At 40.4% G+C, this 15,479-nt stretch carries 15 protein-coding genes; all 15 read left to right on the top strand.

The window, feature by feature from the left end:
* Window positions 1-100 precede the first annotated feature (100 nt).
* The 15 genes from RBQ60_RS14390 (at window position 101) to RBQ60_RS14320 (ending at window position 15,449) form a co-directional block, all read left to right on the top strand.
* A complete protein-coding gene (locus tag RBQ60_RS14390) occupies window positions 101-1,135 on the top strand; it encodes a galactose ABC transporter substrate-binding protein (RefSeq protein ID WP_307884368.1) in 1,035 nt (344 codons plus the stop codon).
* Between the two features lie 94 nt (window positions 1,136-1,229).
* Entirely contained in the window at window positions 1,230-2,735 is a 1,506-nt protein-coding gene (locus RBQ60_RS14385) for a sugar ABC transporter ATP-binding protein (protein ID WP_307886022.1), read from the top strand.
* 17 nt (window positions 2,736-2,752) lie between these two features.
* Complete coding sequence (mglC, locus tag RBQ60_RS14380; RefSeq protein ID WP_307884367.1) at window positions 2,753-3,754, top strand: galactose/methyl galactoside ABC transporter permease MglC; 1,002 nt, start codon at window positions 2,753-2,755, stop codon at window positions 3,752-3,754.
* 96 nt (window positions 3,755-3,850) lie between these two features.
* On the top strand, window positions 3,851-4,105 hold the full coding sequence (locus tag RBQ60_RS14375; protein WP_307884366.1) for a hypothetical protein: 255 nt from the start codon (window positions 3,851-3,853) through the stop codon (window positions 4,103-4,105).
* Window positions 4,106-4,120: 15 nt separating this feature from the next.
* Window positions 4,121-5,380, top strand: a complete 1,260-nt coding sequence (locus RBQ60_RS14370; RefSeq protein WP_307884365.1) for a galactokinase — start codon at window positions 4,121-4,123, stop codon at window positions 5,378-5,380.
* A 3-nt stretch (window positions 5,381-5,383) separates the two neighbouring features.
* Window positions 5,384-6,373, top strand: a complete 990-nt coding sequence (gene galE / locus RBQ60_RS14365) for a UDP-glucose 4-epimerase GalE (RefSeq protein ID WP_307884364.1) — start codon at window positions 5,384-5,386, stop codon at window positions 6,371-6,373.
* A gap of 12 nt (window positions 6,374-6,385) precedes the next feature.
* The gene (gene galT / locus RBQ60_RS14360) at window positions 6,386-7,888 is read left to right on the top strand and encodes a UDP-glucose--hexose-1-phosphate uridylyltransferase (protein WP_307884363.1); all 1,503 of its coding nucleotides are present in this window, start codon (window positions 6,386-6,388) and stop codon (window positions 7,886-7,888) included.
* 3 nt (window positions 7,889-7,891) lie between these two features.
* The gene (locus RBQ60_RS14355; protein ID WP_307884362.1) at window positions 7,892-8,914 is read left to right on the top strand and encodes an aldose epimerase family protein; all 1,023 of its coding nucleotides are present in this window, start codon (window positions 7,892-7,894) and stop codon (window positions 8,912-8,914) included.
* A gap of 522 nt (window positions 8,915-9,436) precedes the next feature.
* Window positions 9,437-10,639: a flagellar hook-length control protein FliK gene (locus RBQ60_RS14350; protein ID WP_307884361.1), complete on the top strand. Its 1,203-nt coding sequence runs from the start codon at window positions 9,437-9,439 to the stop codon at window positions 10,637-10,639.
* A gap of 1 nt (window position 10,640) precedes the next feature.
* Entirely contained in the window at window positions 10,641-11,159 is a 519-nt protein-coding gene (locus RBQ60_RS14345) for a flagellar hook assembly protein FlgD (RefSeq protein ID WP_307884360.1), read from the top strand.
* Window positions 11,160-11,224: 65 nt separating this feature from the next.
* The gene (locus tag RBQ60_RS14340; RefSeq protein WP_307884359.1) at window positions 11,225-12,118 is read left to right on the top strand and encodes a flagellar hook-basal body complex protein; all 894 of its coding nucleotides are present in this window, start codon (window positions 11,225-11,227) and stop codon (window positions 12,116-12,118) included.
* A gap of 336 nt (window positions 12,119-12,454) precedes the next feature.
* Window positions 12,455-12,670 (top strand): flagellar FlbD family protein, encoded by a 216-nt coding sequence (locus tag RBQ60_RS14335; protein ID WP_307884358.1) that lies wholly within the window; start codon window positions 12,455-12,457, stop codon window positions 12,668-12,670.
* Between the two features lie 32 nt (window positions 12,671-12,702).
* Window positions 12,703-13,503 carry a motility protein A gene (locus RBQ60_RS14330; protein WP_307884357.1) on the top strand — a complete coding sequence of 267 codons (801 nt, stop codon included), beginning with the start codon at window positions 12,703-12,705 and terminating at the stop codon, window positions 13,501-13,503.
* A 70-nt stretch (window positions 13,504-13,573) separates the two neighbouring features.
* Window positions 13,574-14,335 (top strand): OmpA/MotB family protein, encoded by a 762-nt coding sequence (locus RBQ60_RS14325; RefSeq protein ID WP_307884356.1) that lies wholly within the window; start codon window positions 13,574-13,576, stop codon window positions 14,333-14,335.
* Between the two features lie 115 nt (window positions 14,336-14,450).
* A complete protein-coding gene (locus tag RBQ60_RS14320; RefSeq protein WP_307884355.1) occupies window positions 14,451-15,449 on the top strand; it encodes a flagellar motor switch protein FliM in 999 nt (332 codons plus the stop codon).
* Window positions 15,450-15,479 lie beyond the last annotated feature (30 nt).

Genomic DNA, 15,479 nt, shown 5'->3' with positions numbered 1-15,479 from the left:
AATAACACTATCGACAAATGGATGGGATGGTGGTTCATTTGCGAGAAGAATGAAGTTATTGTTATGCAAAAGGACAAAACGAAAGGGAGGAATAAAAAACATGAAAAAAAGATTCTTTGCGTTGCTTATGGCATCTGTGATGATGCTGGGCTTAGCTGCCTGCGGTAGTGGCAACAGTGACTCTGAAGATGGTACAACAGATTCTGCAGAACTTCCAAAGGTAGGTGTATTGATTTATAAGTATGATGATACATACATCTCTACCGTAAGAAATGCGTTACAGGAGGCATTGGACGGCAAAGTGGATGTAATCATGCAGGATGGTAAAGCTGACCAAGCTACTCAGAATGACCAGTTAGATGTATTAATTGAAAAAGGCGTTGATGTACTTGTAGTAAACATGGTCGATGCAAAGGCCGCTAGTGGTGTAGTTGAAAAAGCCAAAGCGGCGGACATTCCCACAGTATTTTTCAATAGAGAACCAGATATCGATGTGATTAAATCCTATGAAAAAGCTTGCTTTATCGGTACAAATGCAGCCGACGCAGGAAAAATGCAGGGGGATATCATCAAAGACTTGGTGGAAGCACACCCTGAATATGACCTAAATGGTGATGGCAAAGTTCAGTATGTTATGTTCCAAGGGGAACCCGATAACCCCGAAGCAATTGCTCGTACACAGTATAGTGTAGAACAGGCTGTTGCAAATGGTATTCAGATGGAACAGGTTGGCGAAACCCAGGTATGTAACTGGGATACAGAAACAGCACAGAAGGCAATGGAAGCAATGCTTGCTGCCAACGAGGGCAAAATCGAATTGGTAATTGCAAATAACGATGGTATGGCAATTGGCTGTATTGCCGCACTTTCCAACATTGGCTACAACACAGGGGCTCAAGGGGCGAAATTTATCCCTGTCATTGGTGTAGATGCAACGGATGCTGCAAAAGAAGCCATTTCACAAGGCACAATGAGCGCAACAGTTCTTCAGGATGGTGTTGCTATGGGTAATGCCGTTGCAGCCGTGACTATGAACTTAGCAAATGGAGCGGACTTCTTAGAAGGCACAGACTATGTTTTTGACGAATCAGGTGTGGCAGTTCGTATTCCTTACGCACCTTATACTGGACAATAATCTTTCTAGAGCAGTACAACACTTTAAATTAAGAACGCACAGTGGGGGGTACCACTGTGCGTTCTGCAATAAAAGAAAGCGTGGTGAAACTGCAATGGGTGAAAAACAAGAAAAATATATTTTGGAAATGACGGGAATAGAAAAACAATTTCCAGGGGTTAAGGCGTTGGATCACGCTATGCTTAAGCTACGTCCAGGCACCGTCCACGCTTTGATGGGAGAAAATGGCGCTGGCAAGTCTACACTGATGAAATGCTTATTCGGCATCTATAAAGAGGATGGGGGAGAAATTATAATAGAAGGGGAGAAAATACACTTTTCAGGCCCCAAAAATGCGTTGGATAATGGTGTGGCCATGGTGCACCAAGAGTTAAACCAAGTTTTAAAACGAAGCGTTATGGAAAATATCTGGTTGGGACGTTTCCCAAAAACTGCTGGTATTATCAGTCATAAAACCATGTATGAAGAAACAAAGAAAGTTTTTGATGAATTAAATATACCTGTAAATCCGAAAACAATCATTGGTAAGCTGAGCGTATCCCAGCGACAGATGGTTGAGATAGCAAAGGCAGTATCTTATCATGCGAAAATTCTGGTGCTTGACGAACCCACGTCATCCTTGACCCATGAAGAGGTAGAGCATCTTTTTGAAATTATTAATAAATTACGAGATAAAGGTGTGGCTATGGTTTATATTAGCCATAAGATGGAAGAAATCCTTCGTATTTCTGATGAAGTAACCATCATGAGAGATGGAAAGTGGATTGCAACGGAGAACGCCGAAGACTTGACAACAGATAAAATAATTAAACTGATGGTTGGCCGTGACTTGACGGAACGGTTTCCGCCAAAAACCAACACTCCCGGAGATGTGGTTATGCAAGTCAAGAACCTTTCAGGGAAATTTATGCCCAGCTGTCAGGATGTAAGCTTTGAGCTTCGAAAAGGGGAGGTTTTAGGCATTGCAGGGCTGGTGGGCAGTCGTCGTACGGAGCTTATGGAATTAATTTTTGGGATTGCCCATAGAGGAACGGGAGAGATTACCAAAGAAGGCAGGCTGATCAACAATAAAACCCCCAAAGAGGCCATTCAAAATGGCTTTGCTATGCTCACAGAAGAACGGCGGGCAACGGGTATTTTTGGAGGAATGAGTATTACCTTTAACTCGGTGATTGCCAATCTGAAAAGCTATCAAGCTGGATTTTTTCTTTCTGATGGAAAGATGAAAACCGATACAAAATGGGTTGTGGATAGCATGCGGGTGAAAACACCAAGCCAAAGAACCCATATTCGAAGTCTTTCTGGGGGGAATCAACAAAAGGTGATCCTTGGTCGTTGGCTTTTGACAAAGCCCGATATTTTACTTCTGGATGAGCCTACCCGTGGTATAGACGTTGGTGCAAAGTATGAAATTTATCAGTTAATCCTTGACCTTGCCAATGAGGGGAAAAGCGTCATGATGGTGTCCTCTGAAATGCCAGAGCTTTTAGGTATTTGCGACCGAATAATGGTAATGAGTAACGGGAAATTGGCTGGCACTTTGGAAATTCAAGAGGCAACCCAGGAAGAAATTATGCGTTTGGCCGCTCGGTATGTATAAAGGGAGGGAAAGATAGTATGGATAAAACAAAAAAATGGAGTGAGATTTTATTAGATTACGCCCTTTATTTAATTTTGGGTATTATGATTATCGGCGTTGTAATTGCGGATAGCTCCTTCCTTTCATTGAATAATATGTGGAAGATTCTTTCTCAGGCGTCTACAAGGGGCATTCTTGCCTTAGGTGTTGCGGGCATGATTGTACTTGCAGGTACGGATCTTTCTGCAGGGCGTATCCTAGGCTGCGGTGCGGCGGTTTCTGCATCTTTATTGCAAAGCGTAACCTATGCCTCTCGTATGTACCCACAAATAACAGAACCACTGCCGATGATATTACCATTGCTACTATCAATCGTGGTTTGTGTGGCTTTTTGTTTGCTCAATGGTTTTGGTGTTGCCAAGCTTCATATGCATGCCTTCATTATTTCCTTGGGTACCCAGTTAATTGCATACGGTGTATTGTGTTTATATATTGATAGCCAAAAAGACGGTGCACAGCCCCTTGCCAGTCTTGACCCCAGATATATCAGTTTGGTGAATGGGAAGTTTTGGGGTGTGCCCAATTTAGTTTGGTTTTTGATTCTTTGTGCCATTGTGATGTGGATTATTTGGAATAAAACAACTTTAGGCAAGAATATGTTTGCCATTGGTGGCAACACAGAAGCCGCGGCGGTTTCTGGGGTAAACGTAGCAAAAAATATAATGATGGTTTACTTGGTTGCAGGTGTTCTGTATGGTATCGCTTCATTTTTGGAAGCGGGTCGTATACAGAGTGTTACCACATCAACGGGCTTGAACTACGATTTGGATGCTATTTCTGGCTGTGTTATTGGCGGTGTTTCTTTCTCCGGTGGCGTTGGCACCATCCCTGGGGTTTTAATCGGCGTTATCATTTTACAAGTAATCAATTACAGCTTGTATTATTTAGGGGTGAATGCCTATTTACAATATGTAATCAAGGGTTTGATTATCATCCTTGCCGTTGCCATTGATGTAAGAAAGTATATTGCAAAAAAATAATTTTCCTCTTGGTTTTAGGGAGGATGCATGTAACTCATGATTCCCTCCGAATATTTTTTCGGAGGGATTTTTGCAAATGGAAAGGTGGAGAAGCCTGTGAAAAGTAACGAAAGAAATACAATTGCCTTATCTGCTGTGGAATTAGAGGAAAAACAACAGGAGCTTGAAGCAAAAGAAAGGGAACTTGCTGAGAAAGAAAGCATGATAAAAAAGGCAGAAGAATGCATGACGAAGGCAAAATATAATTTATATGACAAAATAGATGTTTCGTTGGGCACCATGGATAAGATAATCAGTGTTGTAGCATTATCCTTGGTAGCGGTAATCATTTTTGCAGTTTTAAGCCGCTAAGGAGAGGAGTAGAAAATGGGATTTTATTCAATAGATGAGAAGGCGATGAGCAGTGCGTATCCAAATATAGAAAGGGAGCTTGCCTTTTATCAGAATAGAGTGCAAGGGGTAATAGAAGGTTTTCAAAAAAGATATGGCAAAGAGCCAAGAATTTTTAGTGCTCCTGGTCGTACAGAAATTGGTGGCAATCATACTGACCATCAGCATGGATGTGTATTGGCGGCGGCAGTGGATTTGGATATTTTAGGGGCGGCGTTACCCAACGGCACAAAGGCAATTCGTGTTTTTTCTGAAGGCTTTCATACCGTTGAGGTAAATATTCAAGATTTATCAGTGAGAGAAGAAGAAAAAAACACCTCGGCTTCTTTGGTTCGAGGGATAGCAGCGAAAATGATTGAAAAGGGATATCCCATCGAAGGGTTTGACCTTTATGCTACGTCCAATGTATTGAAAGGCTCTGGCCTTTCTTCCTCGGCGGCCTTTGAAGTGCTTTTGGGAACGGTAATGAATGAGCTGTTTTGTGGGGGGAAGATTTCCCCTGTAGATATAGCGACAATTGGACAATATGCAGAAAACAAGTATTTTGGAAAAATGAGCGGCCTGATGGATCAAACAGCTTCAGCCGTGGGTGGTATCGTTTCCATAGATTTTCATAACAAGGCTCCTATTGTAAAAAAGTTGGACTTTGAATTTAAGAATTCCGGATATAGCCTTTGTATTATTGATTCAGGGGCAGACCATGCTGATTTATCAGATCAATATTCAGCTATCCCCTTGGAAATGGGGCAGGTAGCAAAGGAATTGGGAGCAGAAGTCTTAAGAGATATAGACCCTAGGGAGTTTATTTCAAAATTAGGGAACATTCGCAAAAGCGTTGGGGATCGTGCTGTATTTCGTGCATTGCATTTCTATAGAGAGAATCAAAGAGCCATAGATGAGGCAAAACGCTTGGCCCAAGGAGATTTTCTAGGGTTTCTTTCCCTTGTAAATGAATCGGGGTTATCCTCTTTGATGTATTTGCAGAATGTATCTGTAGAGGGCAGTGTAAAAAATCAGGAGGTTTTATATGCTTTGATGGCCTGTGATATTTTACTGGATGGCAGAGGAGCCTTCCGTGTGCATGGCGGTGGTTTTGCAGGAACGGTACAGGCCTTTGTTCCAAATGAAATGCTGATGGAGTTTAAAAATGGTATAGAGGCTATGGTGGGGGAAGGCAGTTGCCATGTGCTTTCCATCCGCATGGCTGGGGGAATTGAATTGACAAGGGAGGGTTGAAAAATGGCAATTTTGATATTAGGTGGGGCAGGATATATTGGCTCCCATACGGTTTACGCCCTTTGTGAAGGCGGACGGGATGTTGTGGTGGTTGATAATTTAGAGACAGGCTTTGCGGCGGCTATTCATCCCAACGCTAGATTTTACAAGGGAGACATTAGTGATAAGAACTTTATAAATGGAGTATTTCAAAAAGAAAAAATTTCTTCTGTCATTCATTTTGCTGCATACTCCTTAGTAGGGGAAAGTGTTACTAGGCCTTTGGAGTATTATGAAAATAATCTTTGTAAAACAAGAGATTTTTTAGCATGCATGGTGGCAAATGGTGTGGATAAAATTGTGTTTTCTTCAACGGCGGCAACCTACGGTGAACCTGACGAGGTGCCGATTATGGAGGACGACCGAACACAGCCCGCAAACCCTTACGGCGAAACGAAGCTTGCCATGGAAAAAATGTTCCACTGGGTGGCAGAGGCTCATGGCATTCGGTATGTGTCTTTGCGATATTTCAATGCAAGCGGTGCCCATGAAAGTGGAAAAATTGGGGAAGCCCACAACCCCGAAAGTCATTTGATACCTCTCATTCTTCAAGTGCCGAATGGACAAAGTGAGTATATCAGCATTTTCGGCAACGACTACCCCACGGCAGATGGTACTTGTATTCGTGATTATATTCATGTGACAGACTTGGCCACCGCCCATATTTTGGCTGTTGATTATTTAGAAAAGGGCGGTAAAAGTGATATTTTCAACTTGGGCAATGGGGTTGGCTTTTCTGTAAAAGAAGTGGTAGATACGGCTAGAAAAGTTACGGGACACCCCATCCCTCAAAAAGAAGTAGAACGCCGTGGGGGAGATCCTGCCAAGCTGATTGCTTCTAGTCAAAAAGCAGTGAAAATTTTAGGATGGAGGCCTACCCATGACAGCTTGGAAGAGATTATTTCTTCCGCTTGGAAATGGCATAAGCACCATCCCAAGGGCTTTCAGGAATAAGGGGGGGTGACTATGGTTTATAAAGCCATCAGAGACTTGGTTTTATATGGTCTGGAGAAAGACTTGATACAATGGTGTGACCAAGTTTTTGTGACCAATGCCCTGTTATCAGCCTTAGAGCTGGAAGAATATAAAGAGCCCCAAGGGGAGAGGGATACAGATTTAGAAAAAATTCTAAAGGTCTTGTTGGATTATGCCCTGGAAAAAGCCTTGATTGAAGATAATGTTGTTGATAGGGATTTGTTTGATACCAAACTAATGGGGATATTAACACCCTTTCCAAGGGAGGTAATCAAGCAATTTTTTCATTTTTACAAAGAATCTCCGAAACAAGCAACGGATTGGTTTTATGAGTTTAACCAGAATACGGATTATATCCGCCGTTACCGCATTCAAAAGGATTGTCGGTGGAAAACTCCGACACCCTACGGAGATTTGGATATTACCATAAACCTTTCTAAGCCAGAAAAAGACCCGAAAGCTATCGCAGCAGCAAAAAATACACCGCCCACGGGGTATCCAAAATGCATGTTATGTAAGGAAAATGAGGGTTACAGTGGCAGGGTGAACCATCCTGCCAGACAAAACCATAGAATGATACCCATAGAAATGGGGGGAAACCCCTGGTTTTTTCAATATTCCCCATATGTATATTACAATGAGCATTGCATCGTATTGAGCGGTGAGCATCTTCCCATGAAAATAGATAGGGATACTTTTAAAAAGATGTTCGATTTTATAGGTTTTTTGCCCCATTACTTTGTTGGATCAAATGCAGATTTACCCATTGTAGGAGGGTCTATCCTTTCCCATGATCATTTTCAAGGGGGGAAATATACCTTTGCCATGGCAAGCGCAGTGATTGAAAAGAACATTGATTTTCAAGGTTTTTCAGATGTGGAAGGGGGCATTGTAAAATGGCCTATGTCGGTGATTCGCTTGAGAAGTGAAAATGTGGGTAGCGTCGTTGAACTGGCTGTTAGAATTCTTGAAAGCTGGCGTGGGTATACGGATGAGGAGGCATTTATTTTTGCAAAGACCAATAGCGAACCCCATAACACCATTACGCCGATTGCAAGAAAGTGCCTTGACAAGTATGAGCTGGATTTGGTTTTGCGAAACAACATTACAACGAAGGAACATCCTTTGGGAGTGTATCATCCCCATGAGAATCTTCATCATATCAAGAAAGAAAATATCGGCTTGATTGAGGTAATGGGATTGGCAGTATTACCTGCCCGCCTATTAAAGGAAATGGAAATTCTAAAAGAAATTTTGTTGAAAAAAGCAGATATACACTTGGATGGAAGAATTAGAATTCATGGGCCATGGGCAGAGGAGATTAATAAGAAATACCATAACCTTACCTCAGAAAATATAGACTTTATTTTACAGAATGAAATCGGCTTGGTGTTTGCCCGTGTACTGGAAGACGCTGGAGTATTTAAAACTACAGCACAGGGGCGAAAATTCTTTCTTCGTTTTGTTGAAAGCTGTGGTGGAAGGGTGGTATAATCAGTGATAAGGAAAAACTTATTTGGGTATACCAAGGACGAAAAGGAAGTTGATAAGTATACGCTGGAAAATAAAAAAGGTACGGTAGTTACAATTATTACTTTAGGCGGAAGTATTCAATCCTTTGTATTTCAAGGGATAGATATGGTTTTAGGATTTGATCGGGTGGAGGATTATGAAAGCCAAGACGCTTATATGGGTGCCATAGTAGGTAGATTTGCAAACCGAATTGGGAATGGGACTTTTCAAATAGAGGGTAAAACTTATACGCTGGTCAAGAATAATGGTCCAAACCATTTGCATGGTGGATTGGACGGGTTTCATCGAAAAGTCTGGAGGTCTGAAGTGACTGAAGATTCTCTTCATCTTTATTATACCAGTCCCAATGGAGAGGAAGGTTACCCAGGGACATTAGAGACAGAAGTAATCTATTCCTTAGACGAGGAAGATGCTTTGTCTATTCAATATAAAGCAAAATCCGATCAGGATACTGTAATTAATCTTACAAATCATAGTTACTTTAATTTAAATGGACATGCTTATGGCTCCTTAGAGGAACATGAGTTACAAATTTTTGCCGATAGATTTACGGAGAACGATGAAAATTCATTGCCAACAGGGAATATACGCATAGTTATGCATTCTCCTATGGATTTCATGCATCCCCAACTTCTGCTAAGGAGAATAAACGAAAACTATGACCAGATTGTGTTGGGAAATGGGTATGATCATAATTGGATTGTTACAGGGAATGGGTTCCGACGGTTTTTAAAGGCAAAAGGCCTACAGTCAGGAATAACAATGGAAGTTTTTTCTGATCAGCCGGCGGTACAGATGTATACGGCCAATTATCTTACGGTGAAAGCTAAGGGGAAAGAAGGGGTTTTTTATCCCAAAAGAAGCGGAATTTGCTTTGAAACACAAGGTTTTCCCAATTCGCCCAACATAAATCATTTTCCTTCCCCACTGCTAAAAGCAGGGCAGTTATACGAGAGAAAAACCACTTTTAGGGTTAAAAATAGATAATAAAGCGTTGGTTACAAAAAAGAGCATTTTTTGTTAAAAAATGCTCTTTTTTCACTATATGGAGTTGGGCTAGGGTTACTTTTTTGAAGCTGAAAAAGTAATAAATCTTGGTGAGCAAGATAGGTATAAAAAGGCGAGGAATTATTTGAAACTTATTTAATAATTAGAATGGCTTTCTATTGAAAATTAAGGGGCATTATGCTAGTATGTATATATTATTAGCATAAAATACCACATTATGACGAATTTATGCACTTAATTTAATATATTATTTATAAATCGTGATTATTATTAAATAGCGGTTATCGTAAATATGGGTTTTTGTAACCAGAAAGTAATTTTAGGGTAAAGAAATAGGGAAATGAAAGAAATTTCTAACCCTTTGAAAGGTCAACGAATACTTGTCAGTTAGAAATATGAAGCGTGAAGTTGCGATGGTTAAGGATGACTATTGTTGATGGTTAAGGATGACTATTATTGATGATTAAGATTTATGACCAATGATCATAAGGAGGTGGGTGCTTGAATACTTGTTCTGTTTCAATTAACAGGAGTATTCCTGATAGCAGTAAGGTAGAAACGAAGGCGAAAAACAACAAGCCAGAGGATAACTTTAAAGACATGATTAAAAATGTATCCTCTAATACATCTACATCGCCTAAAAAAGACAAGCAGGTAGGCAAAGAAGATAAGAGTCCAGAGGATTTAAAAGTACCGAATACGCAGGGGGAGGACACAGTTGAGTCCAAGGACGAGGGTGTAAATACCAACGGTTTGGCAACGTTACTGGTCAATCCCTCAGGGGTTATCGACGCTGTCCAGCTTAAAAAAGTGGTGACCCTTTCTGCAGAAGGGCAAATAGAGGGCACTCCTTTTGTGAATGAACAAAAGGGTATAGCCAAGCCAGAGGCAGTGGCGACTAATACAACACCAAGTGCTGATTTGATGCAGGGGGTACCCGTTGCAAAAGGAGCTGCTGAAGCGCAGGAGAGTCAGAAGGCTCCTCTCGTAAATGTTCCCCAGACGCTTGTGGAAGGGGAAAGCGTAACAAAGCCCGTTGTAATGGCAAAACAAGAGGCAACCGGACATCCCTTAGAAAGTCAGCAAAATGGAACAACGCAGTCCAAGCAAGAGATATCCACAGGTAATGAGAGTAAAGCAAGTATGGTGCCATTGGAAACGGAAGGCATGGAGAACAGTTCTGTTACAACAGCACAACTCAAGTTAATGCAAGCCAATGGGGCTAATGAAAATATGATTACAGTTAAAGTGGGAGAACCTTCTTTAAATAATACGTGGAAGCAGGTTGCCGAAGAAATCGGAAATATGATTGTTGAGAAAGTTAATAATGAGGTGCAGAAAGTCAACATTACATTAAATCCTAAAGATTTGGGTGAAATTGATGTGGAATTCTTTATTAATAAAGGTAAAATCGCCGTCTCATTGACTTGCAGCAATGAAGCCACAAAAGCATTGCTGGCAACAAATATGGATTCTTTGTCTAAGGTAGTGCAATCCAGCTTGATGCAGGATGTAAACGTGAATTTGACCCATGACAAAGCAGATGGTCAAAATACAAACAGTGAGAATTTTGATGGTAGAGGAAACAATGGTCACTATCAAGAAGATTCCCAAAGTAAAAAGAAGAACCAAGAACAACCTGACTTAGATTTTGTTCAAAGGTTGCGCTTAGGTATTGAAAGCATAGAAGGAGCGGAGGTGTGAAATGGCGGTTTTTGGTAATAACATTATGACAAGCATTCCCAATAAAAGTGCAAAGGCTTCTGAAAGCACGCAAAAACTGGATTCAAAGCCCAAGGGAAAAGGCTACTTAGAAATGGATGATTTCTTTAAGCTTATGGCGGCGCAGTTGCAAAACCAAGATATGACAAGCCCTATGGACCAGAGTGAGTTTATGAATCAGTTAACAATGATGTCTACCATTCAGGCGATAAGCGAAATTACCAATGTTTCTGTTGTTTCTTATGCAGCGTCCTTGGTTGGAAAGGAAGTAACCGTTGGCGATGTAGACAGCGACGGAAACATAAAGGAAGTTTATGGAGCTGTTACAGCTACTGGCGTGTATGCTGGGGAGCAGGTTGTTTTTATAGATGGAAAAAGCTACAGATTATCTCAAATTATGGCCGTTGGAAAACTGCCAGAACCTGAAGAAGGTGATGGTGGCAACGGTGGCGATGGTGGCGATGATGGAAGTGGTTCTACCGGTGGCACCGGAAAAGTTTAAAAATGCAGCTAAATTGAGCGGAATGAATAATCTTTATTGAAGTATTTGAAGGGAGTATATCAATTATGGTAAAATCTATGTTTTCGGGAATTGCAGGCCTTCGTGCACACCAGCAGAAAATGGACGTTATCGGTAACAACATTGCCAACGTAAATACGTTTGGATATAAAGCAGGAAGGGTAACTTTTAAGGAATCTATTTATCAGACCACGGCTTCTTCAAGCGATGGTAGTGATGTTTTTGCTGGTTCCAACCCCTCTCAAATTGGTTATGGGTCTCAGGTAGGAACCATTGACCTGATGTTTTCCAATGGGGCTTATGCACCAACAGATAGTGCAATGGATTGTATGATTGACGGACAGGGATTTTTTATGGTAGGGCCTAAAGGCGTGGAGATTGAACTTTCAGATGACGATGCAGTTGTGTCTAAGGAAATGAGCAAGGTTACCTTATCCAGAGTAGGTAACTTCACTTTTGATGGGGACGGTTATTTATGTGATGGCAGTGGAAACGTAGTATATGGATTTGGGTATAAAGATGGAGTCATCGAAGTAGGCCGCCTTCAGTCAATTAGAGTGCCCGTAGATGCAGATGGTATACCATTGAAGCTGAATAGTGTTAGCATCTCTAAAACAGGGGAGATCATTGGGAATGATTCTGCTGGAAAAAGCATTTCAGTTGGTATGATTGGTCTGGCAAACGTACCAAATCCAAATGCTTTGGAAAAAACCCAAGGCCCTTACTACCAAGTACGTGAAAACACCGGTATCGTTTTGCCATTCAAGCCCGGTGAAGGAACAACGGGGAAAATTATAAGCTACGGCTTGGAAATGTCAAATGTTGACTTGGCGAAAGAGTTTTCTGAAATGATTACAACCCAGAGGGGCTTCCAGGCTAACACAAGAATTATTTCTGTCACAGATGAAATGCTTCAGGAGCTTGTAAACATTAAGCGATAATTGAACAATTTGCTGCATATTTAAGGGACAGATTCTATAATAGCATGGTGTAAACCGCTACCTTATTGGTTGCGGTTTACTTTTGAAGTTTATTTATAAAAGAATGGACTTTGGCGGGGCCTCTGTGTCATGATATAAAAAACGGGACTTGCCAAGGAAATTGGTACAAGCCGGTTACTAGGACATACTATGGTAGTATAGTGAGCAACATTCTTTAATTAAGCTTTAAGCCGATTCCCCAGTGGAAAAGGCTTTGTAGATTGTGTGGGGGATGTTATATATAACCAATGTCGGCGTAATTAGCTTAGCAGCGATGGACATATCGGGAGGGGTTTTATGATAAGACTAACGAAGCTTAATGGAGAAAAATTTGTTTTAAATTGCGAGCAAATTGTTGCAATTGAGTGTATTCCGGAGTCAAAGGTAATTTTACATAATTTTAGTTTTTATATAGTAAGAGAAACGCCGGATGAAATTATTCAAAAGGCAGTTGAATATTTGATACTGACTCATTCTCTGAACATAAACCCTAGGTTTGAGAAACTTAATTAGTTCATTAGGATTATGGATTTTGGAGGCATATTATGGACTTAACAACGTTTATAGGAATCATATTTGGAATGGTACTTGTTTTATTCGGTATAAAGGTAGAGAATCTGGGGAATTTTTGGGATCCTGAAAGTGTGCTGATTGTTATGGGGGGGACCTTAGCGGCCCTGCTTGCAAGTTACCCTGCTAGAATACTGAAACAATTGCCGAAACAATTGAAAATATTATTGAAAAATCCTTATAACCCCATGGAATTTATTGATCAGTTATATGAATTGGCTATCATCGCTCGTAAAAATGGTCTTCTTGCGTTAGAAGAAAAAGCTGGCGCTATGGAGGATCCATTTTTTCGAGAGGGGTTAATGTTAATTGTCGACTCAACAACACCGCAGCAGGTGAATGAAATTTTAAATAACACCATGGATCATATTGAGGAACGGCATAGTGAGATTATTGAATTTTATGAAAAAGGCGCCAGTTATGCCCCTGCTTTTGGTATGGTGGGTACCTTGATTGGTTTGGTAAATATGTTGATGTCCATGAATATGGAGGATGGTGCCGATGGTATTAGTACCAACATGGGTATCGCATTGATTACAACTTTTTATGGTTCGGTATTAGCAAATTTATTTTTCATGCCAATTGCAAAAAAATTACAGGTAAGAAGTGATGAGGAACTCTTATGCAGGAAAATCATCATTGAAGGAATTTTGGCAATCCAAGCAGGTGAAAATCCTAGCTTTTTAAAGGAAAAGCTGATTACATATTTGCCTCAATATGAAAGAAGCGGAAAAAAGAAAAAGGGTAAGGGTGACTCATCAGATGATGACGAATAATAAACAAAGGTAGTAGAGGCTGAAAAGTAAGTACTGATAGTGTTAGTTTGATTTAGTGAAGGTGATGGCGATGAAAAAACGTAAAAAAGGCATTTCCAACGACTGGTTGAATACCTATAGCGATATGGTTACGCTTCTGCTATGTTTCTTTGTATTGCTTTACTCCATGTCTTCCGTTGATAGTGCAAAGTGGGAAAAAATTGTAAAGAGCTTTAACCCTCCGGAAGGAGAAGTCAGCCAAATTGTAGAAAGTTCTAGTGGGAGTTTGGGAAATTACGACGTAGAGGGTGGTTTCGATGATGAATTTGATGAGCTGTATTACAAATTATCCAAGTACGTTGAAACACAGGGCATAGATGCTGATGTTGAAGTTTCAAGGGGAGATGGTTTTACATTTATCACATTTACAAACAACATTTTTTTCGATGGTGATAGGTATGAACTGAAGAGTGAAGGAAAAGAAGTGCTTGACCAATTGTGTTATGCTTTAGAGGATATCAGTGATTCTATTAGTGAAATTCAAGTTTTGGGGCATACTTCCCAGGCAAGTCCAACTGTGCCCAACGAAGTTGAAAGCGACCGATTTTTATCATCAAACAGGGCGGCAGAAGTGCTAGTATATATTCAAAATAAGAATATTATAGAGCCCAAAAAATTGGTTTCTAGCGGGTTTGGTCAGTTTCGGCCATGCAGTTCTTTTGAGACAAGGGAGAGCAGAGCGAAAAATAGGCGTGTAGAAATAATAATTACCAAAAATGATAGTGTTGTGAGAACGCTGGATAACTATTATAATGAAGTATATGGCATTGATACCAGCCAAACACAAAATTAGTAAAAAGTGAGAAACAACACTTAGTAAATGAGAACGAAACGCATTTTTTTGAGTGCTTTTGTTAGAGGAGCAAGGCCAGAGGCCAAATTTTTAAGGGTAGGGGTGAATACTATAAATGTCTGAAGTATTAAGCCAGAGTCAGATAGATGAGCTTCTCGCTTCTGTTATCGGCGGAGGCAACGTAGAGAGTAAGTCTTATAGCGAACCTGGCGAGAAATACCGCAAATACGATTTTTATAGTCCGAAGAAGTATACTAAGGACAAACTAAATATTATAAAAAACACCCATGAGAATTATTGCAGATTAGTTTCTTCCAGACTAAACAGCTTGCTCAGGGCATCTAGCCAGGTATCCCTTATTACTGTGGAAGAAGAGCGCTACTACGAATTTAGCAATGCGCTTTCTGACAATGATGCAATCACTTTGATTAATGTATCATTGCAAAGTAAAGAGAGTAACGGTATGGTATATATGCATATAACGGCCCCTTTAATGCTTAGCATGATTGATCGTATGCTGGGGGGGAAGGGGGAAGAACCCCATGATGTTTCTTCCTCATATGAGTATACGGATATAGAAATCTTACTCTACGAGAATATAGCAAAATATTTGGTTACAGTAATGAAGGACGGGTGGTCCAACTACCTGGACTTGAATTTTGAGATTGAAAAAGTTGAAACATCCCATGGGTTGGTTCAAGAAATCGGCATGGATGAGATAGTGGTTATTGTGGTGATCGAAGTAGCAATTAATGATGTAGTAGGAAAAATTAATATTTGTATTCCAAGTTCATTATTAACGAATATTTTTGGAATTCTGGAAACGAAAAGACCCTCCAATGCCAGGGCTACTGGAAGCGGGGAGGATAAAACTTCTGAAAATATTTTCGAGTTTATAAAGGACTCTAATTTAGAAGTAACGGCTAAAATCGGTGACGCAACTGTTATGCTGCAAGATATTTACGATCTGAAAAAGGGAGACATTATAAATATGAATAGACCCCAAGACTCATATGTCGATGTTTTTGTTGAAGACAATATTTGGTTTCATGGTAAACTAGGTATGCAGAATAAAAATTTGGCTGTGAGAATAAGTGAAACAGATAAACATTAAGAATAGCTAAAAGGGGGGAGATTTATAGAT

It is taken from the genome of Anaerotignum sp. MB30-C6 (assembly GCF_030908465.1).
Classification (GTDB): Bacteria; Bacillota; Clostridia; order Lachnospirales; family Anaerotignaceae; genus Chakrabartyella.
The sequence above is the reverse complement of the archived record's forward strand: the minus strand, read 5'-3'. Positions and strand labels throughout refer to the sequence as shown.